Annotated in this window: 12 protein-coding genes; 5 read left to right on the top strand and 7 right to left on the bottom strand. The window is 69.6% G+C overall.

Annotated elements, in window-relative coordinates; translation table 11 throughout:
- Positions 1–66: 66 nt before the first annotated feature.
- Genes GGQ69_RS05370 through GGQ69_RS05360 form a run of 3 tightly spaced genes read left to right on the top strand, consistent with a single transcriptional unit; the run spans position 67 to position 2,460 of the window.
- Positions 67–1,158, top strand: coding sequence for an S-(hydroxymethyl)mycothiol dehydrogenase (locus tag GGQ69_RS05370; protein WP_183525565.1), 1,092 nt, complete (start codon positions 67–69; stop codon positions 1,156–1,158).
- Positions 1,158–1,805, top strand: a complete 648-nt coding sequence (locus GGQ69_RS05365; RefSeq protein ID WP_183525562.1) for an MBL fold metallo-hydrolase — start codon at positions 1,158–1,160, stop codon at positions 1,803–1,805. Before GGQ69_RS05370 ends, GGQ69_RS05365 begins: the two co-directional genes overlap by 1 nt.
- Positions 1,806–1,809: 4 nt before the next feature.
- Positions 1,810–2,460, top strand: coding sequence for a uridine kinase (locus GGQ69_RS05360; protein WP_183525559.1), 651 nt, complete (start codon positions 1,810–1,812; stop codon positions 2,458–2,460).
- A gap of 15 nt (positions 2,461–2,475) precedes the next feature.
- Here GGQ69_RS05360 and GGQ69_RS05355 read toward each other — a convergent pair whose 3' ends face one another.
- Positions 2,476–3,279 carry a lipoate--protein ligase family protein gene (locus GGQ69_RS05355; RefSeq protein WP_183525556.1) on the bottom strand — a complete coding sequence of 268 codons (804 nt, stop codon included), beginning with the start codon at positions 3,277–3,279 and terminating at the stop codon, positions 2,476–2,478.
- Positions 3,272–4,138, bottom strand: coding sequence for a thioesterase family protein (locus GGQ69_RS05350; protein WP_183525553.1), 867 nt, complete (start codon positions 4,136–4,138; stop codon positions 3,272–3,274). The genes GGQ69_RS05355 and GGQ69_RS05350 overlap by 8 nt, the downstream gene beginning before the upstream one ends.
- A gap of 260 nt (positions 4,139–4,398) precedes the next feature.
- Here GGQ69_RS05350 and GGQ69_RS05345 point away from each other — a divergent pair, with 260 nt between their 5' ends.
- Positions 4,399–5,682, top strand: coding sequence for a heparan-alpha-glucosaminide N-acetyltransferase domain-containing protein (locus GGQ69_RS05345; RefSeq protein ID WP_183525550.1), 1,284 nt, complete (start codon positions 4,399–4,401; stop codon positions 5,680–5,682).
- The gene (locus GGQ69_RS05340; protein ID WP_221243352.1) at positions 5,679–6,629 is read left to right on the top strand and encodes a ketopantoate reductase family protein; all 951 of its coding nucleotides are present in this window, start codon (positions 5,679–5,681) and stop codon (positions 6,627–6,629) included. Before GGQ69_RS05345 ends, GGQ69_RS05340 begins: the two co-directional genes overlap by 4 nt.
- 65 nt (positions 6,630–6,694) lie before the next feature.
- Here the strand turns inward: GGQ69_RS05340 and GGQ69_RS05335 are convergent, their stop codons facing one another.
- The 5 genes from GGQ69_RS05335 to nrdH all read right to left on the bottom strand — a co-directional run bounded on the left by GGQ69_RS05335 (position 6,695) and on the right by nrdH (position 14,070).
- Complete coding sequence (locus GGQ69_RS05335; RefSeq protein ID WP_183525547.1) at positions 6,695–9,655, bottom strand: S-layer homology domain-containing protein; 2,961 nt, start codon at positions 9,653–9,655, stop codon at positions 6,695–6,697.
- A 480-nt stretch (positions 9,656–10,135) separates the two neighbouring features.
- Positions 10,136–11,110, bottom strand: a complete 975-nt coding sequence (nrdF, locus tag GGQ69_RS05330) for a class 1b ribonucleoside-diphosphate reductase subunit beta (protein ID WP_029139402.1) — start codon at positions 11,108–11,110, stop codon at positions 10,136–10,138.
- 61 nt (positions 11,111–11,171) lie between these two features.
- Entirely contained in the window at positions 11,172–13,340 is a 2,169-nt protein-coding gene (nrdE, locus tag GGQ69_RS05325) for a class 1b ribonucleoside-diphosphate reductase subunit alpha (RefSeq protein WP_183525544.1), read from the bottom strand.
- Positions 13,337–13,807, bottom strand: coding sequence for a class Ib ribonucleoside-diphosphate reductase assembly flavoprotein NrdI (gene nrdI / locus GGQ69_RS05320; protein WP_183525540.1), 471 nt, complete (start codon positions 13,805–13,807; stop codon positions 13,337–13,339). The genes nrdE and nrdI overlap by 4 nt, the downstream gene beginning before the upstream one ends.
- A 17-nt stretch (positions 13,808–13,824) precedes the next feature.
- On the bottom strand, positions 13,825–14,070 hold the full coding sequence (nrdH, locus tag GGQ69_RS05315; protein WP_010145812.1) for a glutaredoxin-like protein NrdH: 246 nt from the start codon (positions 14,068–14,070) through the stop codon (positions 13,825–13,827).
- Between the last annotated feature and the right edge of the window lie 153 nt (positions 14,071–14,223).

The following is a 14,223-nucleotide window of genomic DNA, read 5'->3' as shown; positions in this document are numbered from 1 at the left end:
CCAGGTGAACTGTCCCGGCGTTTGTGGTGGGATGGTGCCGAACCCTGTCGCCAGAGAAGGAGCACCATGCCGCAGAAGGTCAAGGCCGTCGTCGCGAAGGCCAAGGACGCCCCGGTCAGCATCGAGACGATCGTCATCCCGGATCCGGGCCCGGGCGAGGCCGTCGTGGACATCCTCACCTGCGGGGTCTGCCACACCGACCTGCACTACGTCCAGGGCGGGATCGGGGACAACTACCCCTACCTGCTCGGCCACGAGGCCACCGGGACCGTCTCGGCCATCGGCGCCGGCGTCACCGACGTGGCGGTCGGGGACAAGGTCATCCTGAACTGGCGCGCGGTCTGCGGTGAGTGCCGGGCCTGCAAGAAGGGCCAGGCCCAGTACTGCTTCAACACCCACAACGCCACCCAGAAGATGACCCTGGAGGACGGCACCGAACTGGACCCCGCCCTGGGCATCGGCGCGTTCGCCGAGAAGACCCTGGTGGCCGCCGGACAGTGCACCAAGGTCGAGGGCGTCACCGATCAGCAGAACGCCGCCGCCGGTCTGCTGGGCTGCGGCATCATGGCCGGCATCGGCGCGGCCATCAACACCGGCGCGGTCGCCCGCGGGGAGTCCGTCGCCGTCATCGGCTGCGGCGGCGTGGGCACCGCGGCGATCGCCGGGGCCGCCCTGGCCGGGGCCACCACGATCATCGCGGTAGACCTGGACGACCGCAAGCTGGAGAAGGCCCGTGAGCTCGGGGCCACCCACACCGTGAACTCCAAGGAGCGCGACGCGGTGGAGGCCATCCAGGAGCTCACCGGCGGCTTCGGCGCGGACGTGGTGATCGACGCCGTCGGCCGCCCGGAGACCTACAAGCAGGCCTTCTACGCCCGCGACCTGGCCGGCAGCGTGGTGCTGGTGGGCGTGCCCACCCCAGAGATGACCCTCGAGCTGCCGCTGCTGGACGTGTTCGGCCGGGGCGGGTCGCTGAAGTCCTCCTGGTACGGGGACACCCTGCCCAGCCGGGACTTCCAGATGCTCATCGACCAATACCACCTGGGCCGGCTGGACCTGGACGCCTTCGTCAGCGAGACCATCACGCTGGAGGACGTCGACACCGCCTTCGAGAAGATGCACCGCGGTGAGGTGCTGCGCTCGGTGGTGGTGCTCTGATGGCACGCATCGACAAGCGCGTCACCTCCGGGACGTTCTCCCTGGACGGCGGCACCTGGGACGTGGACAACAACGTGTGGATCGTCGGCGACGACGAGTCCTGCGTCGTGATCGACCCGGCCCATGACGCCGAGGCCGTCGCCCAGGCCGTGAACGGCCGCCGGGTGCTGGCCATCCTGCTCACCCACGGCCACGACGACCACATCCGCGCGGTGCAGATGTTCCGCTCCCTCGTGGACGCCCCGGTGCTGCTTCACCCCGAGGACCGGATGCTCTGGGACGCCGTCTACCCGGACCAGGCCCCGGACGGGATCATCGCCGACGGGGACACCTTCTCGGTGGGCGGCATCACCCTGACGGCACTGCACACCCCGGGCCACTCCCCCGGTTCGGTGTGCTTCCACGCCCCGGAGCTGACCGGCCCGGACGGCGCCCCCGGCGTGGTCTTCACCGGCGACACCCTGTTCCAGGGCGGCCCGGGCGCGACCGGGCGGTCCTACTCGGACTTCGACACCATCGTCGAGTCCATCCGGTCCCGCCTGCTCACCCTGCCGGAGCAGACCACCGTGCACACCGGCCACGGTGACTCCACCACGATCGGCGCGGAGGCTCCGCACCTGCAGGAGTGGATCGACCGCGGGCACTGATCCGTTGGACGCATCCGCAACGAACGGTACGGGTTCGATCGGCACCGGAGGCCTCGTCCTGCTGGGCGGGGCCTCCGGTGCCGGCAAGTCCTACCTGGCCCGCACCTACGGACGACCACACCTGCAACTGGACGCCTTCTACCGGGAGGCCGCCGAGGACGCCGCCGCCGGGGGCGCGGGACCGGTGTTCCCGCGCACCGAGTACGGCCAGGTCGACTGGGACGATCCGGTCACCTGGAACGGCCGGGCCGCCGTGGACGCCATGGTCGAGCTGCTGGAGACCGGCCGCACGCGCGTGCCCGAGTACTCGATCACGGCGTCGGCCGTGATCGGCCACGCCACGCTCGAACTGGCCGGCGGTCCCGTCGTCGCCGAGGGCATCTTCGCCGCGGAGCTTCCCCGCGTGCTGACCCGGCTCGGCCTCAGGCCGGGAACCGACTTCCACGCGTGGTACATCGACCAGCACCGGCTCCCGACGGCGGCGCGCCGGCTGGCCCGCGACCTCGCCGAGCGACGGAAGCCGGTGCCCTTCCTCGTCCAGCGGGGCTGGTCCCTGCTGCGCACCGAGGCCGCACTGCGCGCCCGCTACCTCGAGGCCGGATTCACCCCCGTGCCGAAGGCCGAGCTGCACCGCCGGCTGGCCGCCGGGGAGTAGGTCCGCTGCTGCCGGTCAGCCGGCCGGGACCCGTGCCAGCAGGTCGGCCCACGACCGGTCGGTGATCCTGGTTCGCGCGCCGGCCCGCGTCCCGGCATAGGCCTCACGCAGGGACGCGGCGACGGCCTCCACGGTGATCCCGGGGTCGGCGTCACTGGCGGCTCCGGCCGTCGCGGGATCCCAGTCCAGCCCCAGGGCCGCGTAGACGTCCGTCAGCACGGCCCGCACCGGCGCGGGGTCCTCGACGACGAGCGACGAGGAGAACAGCCACGCGCCCTTGACCACCCTCTGGGCGGTCCCGGCGAGCTTGACCGGACCGCGCGCGGCACCGTCCGGACCCGGGGGCAAGGGGGTGTGCACCGAGAACTCCCCGGCGCAGTACTCCCCCGGGACCTCCCCGACGGCGGCCGACACGCCTCGGGCGCGGAACACGTCGACGAACAGCTCGCCGAAACCGGCGAAGCGGTCCCGGAAGCCCTGCATCGCGTCGGTGTCCCGCTGGACGTGGTCCACCACCAGGCTTCCCCCGTGGTAGGCGGCCGCGCGCCCGCCCGCGCGCCGGACGACCGGGGCGAAACCGTGGTCCCGGCAGGCCTGCCGGGCCTGGTCGAAGCCGGGCAGCCGCGCGTCGCGCTGGCCGAAGGCCACGGTGGGCTCGGGCCGGTAGAGCCGCACCACCGGGTCCGTCAGCCGGCCGGCCTGGGCGGCCCGCAACAGCGTCACCGCGTAGTCGAGGTCCTCGGCGGCGCCCAGCGAGCCCTCCTGCCGGACCCAGTCCAGGACCTGGTGCAGGGGACCGTCCGTTGCGGGATCAGTCATCGGCGGCGGGGACCCGGCGCACCGTCTGGATCTGTTCGGAGTGCCCGAACGGCCCCAGCTCGTCATGCAGCACGGCCGTGGTCAGGCCGATCCCGTCCGTGCCGAGGTTGGACGTGGTCGCCAGTCCGAGCCACGGGCCGACGGGCTCGCGGTACAGGTGCACCTGCAGGTCGACGTTCGGATAGCCGTAACCGCCCGGACCGTTCGGGACCACCGGCGCGACCCCGTTGGCGGTGTCCACCATGCCCATGAGCCGCACGAGGTCGGAGGTCGGCTCACCCTCGATCATCTCCACGGAGGAGGTGAGCCAGCACCGGCCTCGACCGTCGGCGTGGTCGTCGGCGGCGAGGATCTGCAGGGACCGGATGTACCCGCCGGGCCAGCGCTCCGCCATGGTCCGGAACGGGCTGCAGTCCTGGCGCGGAGTCAGGCCGGCATCGTTCACGACGCCGACCGGGGACGTGTCCGAGGTGACCAGGCGCCAGGCGCGGGCCACGAGGGCGGCCCGCCCCTGGGCCTCGAGGGTCGACTCCACGAGCTCGATCGTCCGGCCCGGGCGGACCGTCCGCGTGGTGACGGTGAGCGGACCGTAGTGCAGCGTCCCCAGGATCTCGAAGGACAACCGCGCCAGCCGCAGCCCCTCCCGGGGCTCGTGCGCCAGGATCTCCGCGGTGAGCAGTCCGGAGACCGGGGCCATGTGCAGTTCGTCGTCGCGCCACGCACCCTGCGCGTGGATGACGGAGTCGAAGTCCGAGACGCGGACACCACCCTCGACGCGCGGGGGCGAGGTGCGCTGGAAGTTCGCGTCGACGTCGTGCTCCTCGGTGCCGGGCTGCCCGGCGGCAGTGGTGGAAGTCATGGGGTCCATCCTGCCATCGTCCGAGGCTGTGCACGGGGTGTGAATCCGGCCGCCGGGCACCGTCCACGCCTTGACGTCCCGGGCGCCGCGGTGCCTACTGTGGGCCACCATGGCTCACCGGCAACGGGAGGTCGACCCCATGAAGCAGGGCACGTCCCCTCGCCCCCCTGATCAGGGATCCTGAATCCGCGATGGGCGTCGGAAGGCCGGAGACGGTCGCCCCTGGTGAACCCGCCGAGCGTCCTGCGGCGGCGGCCGCCATGCCCTCGCGCCGCGCCATGGGCGTGGACGTCGCCCGGGCCGTGGCGCTGATCGGGATGATCGCCGTCCACGTCTTCCCGGCCGAGAACGAGGACGGCGACGGCCTGAGCTGGTCCTTCGGCATCTTCGGCGGCCGGGCCGCGGCCCTGTTCGCCGTGCTCGCCGGGGTGTCCATCGCGTTCGTGGAGAAACGGTCCCGGGGCCAGCTCTACGGCCGCACCCTGAGGGCCGACCGGGCCGCCCTGGCCGTCCGGGGCCTGCTGATCCTGCTCGTGGGCCTGCTCCTGGGCCACCTGGACACGCCGATCCTGACGATCATCCCCTACTTCGGCGTCCTGTTCCTGCTGGCCATCCCCTTCTACGGGCGGTCCTCGCGGGTCCTGCTCATCGCGGCGGCCCTCTTCGCCGTCCTCGGCCCCGCCTTCCGGCACCTGCTCAACGGCCGCGTGCCGGAACAGGCCGATCCCGATGCCGACTACACGCTGGTCACCGCGGCCGGGCAACCCGACCTGTTCGCCCTGGACATGCTCCTGACCGGTCACTACCCGGCCGTGCTGTGGATGGCCTACCTCTGTGTGGGCATGGTCATCGGGCGCCAGGTGCTGACCTCACGCCGGCTGGCCCTGTTCCTGCTGGGCTGGGGATCGGCACTGGCCGTGGCGGCGTGGGGTGCGTCCCGGATCCTGCTCGGCCCGGCCGGCGGCTTCGGGCGGCTGCTCGAGGCGACGCCGGCCCTCGACGCCGAGGAGATCCGCGAGGTGCTCGTCTTCGGTCCGGAACTGGTCCTGATGCCGAACACGACGTGGTGGTGGCTGGCAGCGGTCTCGCCCTACTCGGACACGCCCCTGAACCTCCTGCACAACCTGGGCGCGGCCGTGGCGTTCCTGGGACTGGCCCTGCTGGTGACCCGCCGCGGGGGCAAGGTCTTCACGCCCTTCGCGGCGATGGGTGCGATGACGCTGACGCTGTACTCGGCGCACTGCATCGTGCTCATGCTCGAGGTCCTGCCCGAGGAGGACCGCCCGATGGTGACGCTCTGGATCCAGGTCATCGCGTTCATGCTGTTCGCACTGATGTGGCGCAGTTCCATGGGCCGGGGACCGCTGGAGGCGATCATCTCGGAGGCCAGCGACTGGACCCGGCGCCGGGTGCGGGGAACCCCCTCCGAGATCCGCCCTCCACCGGGGAGCGGCGACGACCGCCTCCGCACCGGCGGAGGGGGCACGCCGCACCGCGAGCCCGTCCGACCACGCCGCACGAGACCCAGGGGGAACCGGCGATGAGAACACTGATTGTGGGTGCCGGGGCGACCGGCGGCTTCTTCGGCACGCGACTGGTCCGTGCCGGCCGCGACGTGTCCTACCTGGTCCATCCGCCCCGCGCGGACCAACTGCGCCACGGGCTCCGCGTCTACGGGCCCGGGTACGACGAGACGGTGCCCGTCCGGGCGCTCACGGTCCGCGAGCTGGACGGCCCCTACGACCTGATCCTGCTCATGGTGAAGGCCTGGTCCCTGGAGGCGGCGCTGGAGGACATCACCCCGGCAGTCGGCCCGGGCACCACGGTGCTGCCACTGCTCAACGGGTTGACCCACCTGGATACGGTGAACGACCGGTTCGGCCGCGCCACCGTCCTGGGCGGGATCGTCCGGGTGGTCTGCACGGTGACACCCGAGGGCGCGGTCTACCAGCTCAAGCCCAAGGCGGGGCTCATCTTCGGCGAACAGGACGGGCGGACGACGGACCGTGCCTCGGCCGTCCTGCGGGAGTTGCAGGTCCCGGGGTACCGCGTGACGATGGCCGAGGACGTGCTGGCCGCCATGTGGCACAAGTGGGCGTTCATCGCCGCAGGCGCCGCCATGACCTGCCTGATGCGCGGCAGCATCGGCAGCATCCTGTCCACCCCCGGCGGGAAGGACTTCGTGCTCGACGTCATCGACGAGACCGAACGCGTGGCCCGGGCCGCCGGTTACCCCCCGTCGGCCGCAGCGCACGCCGCGAGCCTGGAGATGTTCACGGAGGAGGGGTCCGTGTTCACCTCGTCGCTCTACCGGGACGTCCTGGCCGGACACGCCCACGAGGGCGAGCACCTGCTGGGCCAGTACGTCGCGGTCGCCGACCGGCTCGCCGTGGACGTCCCCCTGACGCGGCTGGCCCTGATGCAGCTCCGGGTGCACGACCAGAACGGCTCACCCTCGGTGCACCGGCCGGCGATCGCCGTCGAGGGCTGACGCCGGGTGAGGACGGGTGAGGACGGGGGGACCGGCGCGGACGCCGGTCCCCCTCCTGCAGGGCGTCAGCCGTGGATCTTCCGCAGGACGCTCGACTGCAGCGGCCCGTCATAGAAGGACTCGAGGAAGGCCGCGGCCTCGGCCCGGCTGATGTTCTGGGTCTGGCGGAAGGTGCGGTCCGCGTACCCGGAGGTGACGCCCTGGCTCCGCAGCCACGTGATGGCCTCGTAGTTGGGCGAGCTCCTGGTCATGTCCCGGAACGGCGAGGTGGCCGGTGCCCGGTACCCGCTCGGTGCGGCCAGCCGGTACAGGAAGGCCGCGAACTCGCCGCGGGACACGGACTGGTTCGGCCGGAAGGTGCGGTCGGTGTACCCCACGGAGATCTCCCGGTCCGCGAACCAGTCGATGGCATCCGCGTAGGCGGTCTTCACGTCCTTGAAGGAGGTGCCGTTGGCCTTGCGGGTCACGCCGGCGAGCTTGTAGACGAACTGGGCGGTCTCGCCGCGCGTCACGTCCTGGTTCTTGCGGAAGGTCTGGTCCGAGGAGTACCCCACGGAGATCTTCTCGCAGGCCATCCACTGGATGGCGGTGAAGTGGCCGGAACCGGGCCGGTTGTCCCTGAACTGAGGCCCGCAGCTGGCCCGGTGCAGGGCCACCGTGTCCGAGCTCTGGCCCGGGCGGGTCACGGCCGCCGAGGCGAAGGTGATGGGCCTGGAGTCCATCACCTTCAGGCGGACCGTCCCGGCACCACCCGTGGGCAGGTCGATGGCGCGGTACTTGGTCGACCCGGAGGTGAACAGCAGGGTGCCCAGGGACGTGCCGTCCTTCTCCACCCGGACGCGCACGGTGCCCGACCCCACGGAGGCGGCCACGACCAGCCGGTCGGCCCGGGAGGCGCTGGGAATGTTGAGGATGGCCCCAGCGCGGGCCGCCCGGTACCCCTTGCCCCCGACGCCGCCGGAGAGGTTGACGCGGCTCATGCCGGAGGTCCGGACGGTGCCGTCGGTCCAGGACACCGGTCCGGTGTGCTGGCCCAGGTAGGTCTGGGAGCTGACGGTCCCGCCGCGGCGGGAGCGCACCGCGTACTGGGCGGTCTCACCCGGCTCGTTGCCCAGGGTGGTTGACGTCTCCGTGCCGGTCTTCCCGGCGGTCCAGGGCTGGCTGGTGATGTCCCCGCCGCCGTGGGGCACGGCCCGGTACATGATCTGGTAGTCCTCGGCCCCGGCCGCGGCGTTCCAGCGACCGGTGGCCACTGCACCGTTGCCGTCCAGGACATAGTGGTCGGCGGGCTTCGAGGGGACGCCCAGCGTGGGGACCGTGACGCCGTGGTTGCGTACGGCCTGCGTGACCCGGGCATCCACGTTCGTGCGGATGGAGGGGATCTTCGCGTCCAGGTACCGGCCCGGGCAGGCCGTGAAGTTCGTGACCTTGTGGCCCAGGATCGTCGGGACCGTCACCGTGGTGCCGGAGGACCAGCGGGCCGTCCCCTTGCCGCTCTGGGTGAGCCGGGTGGTTCCCTTCGGGTCGACGTCATAGCGGTATGCCTGCCAGGCGAGAACGCGCTCGATGGCCGTCACCATGGCGGCCGGGGCGGCCACCACGTCGTAGTTGCCCATGGCGGAGACGCCGATGGTGTCCGTGTTGAAACCGCCCGCCTGGGCACCCGGCACCGGGGCGTCGATGGAGCCTCGGCGGCCCTGGTAGATGGTGCCGAACTTGTCCACGAGGAACTGGTAGCCGATGTCGCCCCACTGGAGGCTGACGGCGTGGTAACTGAAGATGCCGCGGATCTGGGCGTAGGCGCCGGCCTTGGTGTAGTTGTTCGAGCCGGCGGTGTGGTGGATGTACATCGCCTTGAGCTGGGTGGACGGGCGGCCCCAGTCCTGGACGACGGACTCGTTGGCACCCCACTGGGCGCGGGTGACGATGGCGGGCTTCAGCACGTCGGCGGAGGTGGCCACGGTCTGGGCCGTGGCGGTGCCGGTGATCAGGCCGTCCTGCTGGTGCATCGCGGGGACGAACTCGGCGGTGGATGACGCGGCGGTGGAGGCCTGGTCCGCGGTGGGCTCCCCGGCCTCCGGCGCACCGGCCGGCGCCGGGTTGAGCTTGCCGTCGGTGTCGGCCACGCCCGGGTTGATGATGTCGACCTGCAACCCCTTCGGGACCTCGCCGCTGACCGTGGAGACGCGGGCCTGGACGGCGTCGGCACCGGTGGAGACCAGTGGCTCGGTGCCGGTGCGGTCCGCACCGGGGCGCTCGTCGCCGTCGTGGATCTCCAGGCTGGACCAGTCCGTCCAGGTGCCGTCCTCGCGCACGCGCACGGAGACCTCGGTGACCTGGTCGGCGTCCTGCACCTCCCAGGTCACGCCGGCCACGATGAAGTCGATGGTCTCGGCCGGGGCGGTCAGCGCGGCGACCTGCTCGGTGTCCTCGGCGGGCAGGGCGGTCCCGGCCAGCTCCCGGGCCTCGGGAGCGGTCTCGGCATCGGTCTCGGCCGTGGCCTTGGCCGCGATCCCCTCCGGGACCGGGACGACATCCCGTTCCTGCCCCGTCGGCCGTCCCGTCCCCGGTGCGGCCTTGGCCGCGGAGGCCGGGGAGACCACGGAGGCCAGCGAGACCGTCGCCGAACGCGTCCCCGCCGCCTGCGGGGTGGGCTGCCCGGACTCGGAGGCGGCGCTGGGCTCCGCGCTGGTCCCGACGGCCGGCTCCGCGCTGGTCCCGACGGCCGGCTCGGCGCTGGACTCGGGGGTCGGAGTGCCGCTCGGACTGGCGGAAGGATCGGCGCTGGGCGTCGCGTCCTGCTCGGCGGGCTGCAGCGCCTCGGGGTCGATGCCGTCGACGGCGAGGGTCTGCTGCTCCTCGCCCTTGACCTCGGAGGCGACCTGCTGGCCGACGGCGCTCCGGGCCGGGTCCGGCGCGGACGGCGGCACGATCGGGTTGGCGATCGCCGGGAAGGCAGTGGCGGCGGCCAGCGCCGCTGCCAGGGTGGTGACGGCGCAGGTGCGCAGGACAGGGCGAAGTGCCATGACGGATTCCCTCAGAAGTGATGCATGATGCGAGTGGGGCGCGTGTTAACGTCTGCGCCTCGCACAGGGTATCAAGCAACAGTTGCAATTACCCCCTGTCAGTCACAAATTCATCACTCTTCACCGAGAGTTCTTGTACCGGGCGGGCGTTTCTGAGGCGCTGGATCCGTGCAGATCAGCCGCATATGCCGACCGCGCGTCCGTCCGGTGCACGGGGCACCGCGGCCTGCTCGGACGGCCATGACCGCCACTGTGGGCCGCGGAAGGGGGCCAATTCGGCCTTCAAGACCGTTATCCGTGACCTTCCCGTGATCTTTGGGCCAGAGGTCCCAAGAGCCCAGGGCGATGGGCCCCGAAGGGGCTGTGCCGGGGCGCGTGCCGGCATGACAGAAGGGGGCCGGTCCGGGCATCGCCCGGACCGGCCCCCTTCTGTGCTCACCTCCGCCGTCGTGGCTCAGTGAGTGCGAGGTGCCCCCGTTATCAGAAGTCCCAGTCCTCGTCCTCGGTGTTCTCGGCCTTGCCGATCACGTAGGAGGACCCGGAACCGGAGAAGAAGTCGTGGTTCTCGTCCGCGTTCGGGGACAGCGCCGAGAGGATCGCCGGGTTCACGTCCGTGACGCTGGACGGGAACATGCCCTCGTAGCCCAGGTTCATCAGGGCCTTGTTGGCGTTGTAGTGCAGGAACTTCTTGGCGTCCTCGGCCAGGCCCACGGAGTCGTAGAGGTCGTGGGTGTACTGGACCTCGTTCTCGTACAGCTCGAACAGCAGCTCGAAGGTGTAGTCCTTGAGTTCCTGCTGGCGCTCTGCGGACTGGGTCTCGAGGCCGCGCTGGTACTTGTACCCGATGTAGTAACCGTGCACCGCCTCATCCCGGATGATCAACCGGATCAGGTCCGCGGTGTTGGTGAGCTTGGCCCGGGAGGACCAGTACATGGGCAGGTAGAAGCCGGAATAGAACAGGAACGACTCCAGGATCGTGGAGGCGACCTTCTTCTTCAACGGATCGTCACCGTGGTAGTAGTCCAGGATGATCCGGGCCTTCTTCTGCAGGTTCGCGTTCTCCTGCGACCAGCGGAAGGCGTCGTCGATCTCCTTGGTGTTGGCCAGCGTGGAGAAGATCGAGGAGTAGCTCTTGGCGTGGACGGACTCCATGAACGCGATGTTCGTGTAGACCGCCTCCTCGTGGGTGGTCAGCGAGTCCGGGATGAGCGAGACCGCGCCGACGGTGCCCTGGATGGTGTCCAGCAGGGTCAGGCCGGTGAACACCCGCATGGTGAGGACCTTCTCGTCCTCGGTCAGCGTGGCCCAGGACTGGATGTCGTTGGACAGCGGCACCTTCTCGGGCAGCCAGAAGTTGGAGGTCAGGCGGTTCCAGACCTCGACGTCCTTGTCGTCCTGGATGCGGTTCCAGTTGATCGCCTCGACGGTCTCGAGGGTCTTGACAGCATCAGCCATCATCGTGGTGTCGTCCTCACTCAAGCGTTGGTGGTGGTGGTGATCGGAGGTCGCCCGGCCCCTACAGCATGCAGGAGACGCAGCCCTCCACCTCGGTGCCCTCCAGCGCGAGCTGGCGCAGCCGGATGTAGTAGATGGTCTTGATGCCCTTGCGCCAGGCGTAGATCTGCGCCTTGTTCAGGTCACGGGTGGTGGCGGTGTCCTTGAAGAACAGCGTCAGGGACAGGCCCTGGTCCACGTGCTGGGTGGCCGCGGCGTAGGTGTCGATGACCTTCTCGTAGCCGATCTCGTAGGCGTCGTCGTAGTACTCGAGGTTCTCGTTCGTCAGGTACGGCGCCGGGTAGTACACACGGCCCAGCTTGCCCTCCTTGCGGATCTCGATCTTCGAGGCCACCGGGTGGATCGAGGAGGTCGAGTTGTTGATGTAGGAGATCGAACCGGTCGGCGGGACGGCCTGCAGGTTCTGGTTGAAGATGCCGTGCTCCATGACGGAGGCCTTCAGCGCGCGCCAGTCGTCCTGGGTGGGGATGGCCACCCCGGACTCCGCGAACAGCTGGGCCACCTTGCCGGTGGCCGGCACCCACTCCTGGTCGGTGTACTTGTCGAAGAACTCGCCCGAGGCGTACTTCGAGTCCTCGAACCCGCCGAAGCGCTGGCCGGTCTCGATGGAGATCCGGTTGGAGGCACGCAGGGCGTGGAAGAGCACCGTGTAGAAGTAGATGTTCGTGAAGTCGATGCCCTCCTCGGATCCGTAGTGGACCCGCTCGCGGGCCAGGTAGCCGTGCAGGTTCATCTGCCCCAGGCCGATGGCGTGCGAGGAGTCGTTGCCCTTGACGATGGAGGGCACGGACTCGATCTCGGACATGGTGGAGACCGCCGTCAGGGCCCGGATCGCGGTCTCGATCGACTTGCCGAAGTCCGGGGAATCCATGGTCTTGGCGATGTTCATGGAGCCGAGGTTGCAGGAGATGTCCTTGCCGACGTGGGCGTAGGACAGGTCCTCGTTGAACTCGGAGGCCTCGGAGACCTGCAGGATCTCGGAGCACAGGTTGGACATGGTGATCCGCCCCTTGATGGGGTTGGCGCGGTTCACTGTGTCCTCGAACACGACGTAGGGGTAGCCGGACTCGAACTGGATCTCGGCCAGGGTCTGGAAGAACTCCCGCGCGTTGATCTTGGTCTTCTTGATCCGCGCGTCGTCGACCATCTCGTAGTACTTCTCCGTCACCGAGATCTCGGAGAAGGGCTTGCCGTAGACGCGCTGCACGTCGTACGGGCTGAAGAGGTACATGTCCTCGTTCTTCTTGGCCAGTTCGAAGGTGATGTCCGGGATGACCACGCCCAGGGAGAGGGTCTTGATGCGGATCTTCTCGTCCGCGTTCTCCCGCTTGGTGTCGAGGAACCGGTAGATGTCCGGGTGGTGGGCGTGCAGGTAGACCGCACCGGCACCCTGGCGGGCACCGAGCTGGTTGGCGTAGGAGAAGGAGTCCTCGAGGAGCTTCATCACGGGGATGACGCCGGAGGACTGGTTCTCGATCTGCTTGATCGGCGCGCCGTGCTCACGGATGTTCGTCAGCGACAGGGCCACGCCACCGCCGCGCTTGGACAGCTGCAGGGAGGAGTTGATGCCGCGGGCGATCGACTCCATGTTGTCCTCGATGCGCAGCAGGAAGCAGGAGACGAGCTCACCGCGCTGGGCCTTGCCGGCGTTGAGGAAGGTGGGCGTGGCCGGCTGGAAGCGGCCGCCGATCATCTCCTCCACCAGGTCGGTGGCGAGCTGCTCCTCGCCCTGGGCCAGGTGCAGGGCGACCATGCACACGCGGTCCTCGTACCGTTCGAGGTAGCGGTTGCCGTCGAAGGTCTTCAGCGCGTACGAGGTGTAGAACTTGAAGGCGCCCAGGAAGGTGGGGAAGCGGAACTTCAGCTTGTAGGCGCGGTCCCACAGCGAGTGCTTGAACTCGGCGGAGTACTGGTCCAGCGTCGAGGCCTCGTAGTAGTCGTTGTCCACGAGGTAGGCCAGCTTCTCGTCCAGGTCGTGGAAGAAGACCGTGTTGGTGTTGACGTGCTGCAGGAAGTACTGCCGTGCGGCGGCGTGGTCGGCCTCGAACTGGATCTTCCCGTCCGGGCCGTACAGGTTCAGCATGGCGTTCAGCTCGTGGTAGCCGAGGTTCTGCCAGGCCGCCGGCAGCTGCTTGGCCGACCTGATCATGTCCTGTTCGGTGACTGTCATGCCCAAAAACCTTCCAATCCTTCACGCACGGCCGTGACGTCCTCCGGCGTGCCCATGAGTTCGAATCTGTACATCAGGGGGACTCCGCACTTGCGGGAGATGATGTCCCCGGCGAGGCAGTACGCCTCGTAGAAGTTCGTGTTCCCCCCGGCGATCACGCCCTGGAGGAGGTCCCTGTTCGCCTTGACGTTCAGGAACTTGATGACCTGCTTCGGCACGGCCCCCTTGCCGTCTCCCCCGCCGTAGGTGGGGACCACCAGCACGAAGGGCCGGGTGGCCAGCAGGGTGGGTTCCCGGGTCATCAGCGGGAGCCGCGCGGTCTCCCCCTCGCCGAAGCCCAGCTTGGTCACGAAGCGGTGCGTGTAGCCGGAGGCGGAGGAGAAGTAGACCAGCCGGGCATCCGTGGGACGCGGGTCCTGGGGATCCGCGGCGCCCACCGGCCTGCTCTCGCTGACCGCGCTCGTCATGGTGTCTCCTTCGGGCCTCAGGCCACCGAGGAGGCGAGGGCGGAGGCCAGCTCCTCGATCTTGTCCGGGCGGAAGCCGGACCAGTGGTCGTCACCGGTCATGACGACGGGTGCCTGCATGTACCCGAGGGCGCGCACGCGCTCCAGGGCGTCGGCATCCTGGGACATGTCCACGGTCTCGTAGGCGATGCCCTTCTTGTCCAGGGCGCGGTAGGTGGCGTTGCACTGGACGCATGCCGGCTTGGAGTAGACGGTGACGGTCATGATGTTCCCCTGTCTTCGGTGACCGCCTCCGGCAGGGCCGGAGCGACGGGCATACATGGATGGAATTCTGCGAATCTGCGTGATTCTGGATGTCTGTGGAGCCTGGTGCGGCCGCTTGGGCGCTGCACCGAAGTCATGACTTAGATACTACAT

This window comes from Micrococcus sp. TA1 (assembly GCF_014199555.1).
GTDB lineage: Bacteria > Actinomycetota > Actinomycetes > Actinomycetales > Micrococcaceae > Citricoccus.
The sequence above is the reverse complement of the archived record's forward strand: the minus strand, read 5'-3'. Positions and strand labels throughout refer to the sequence as shown.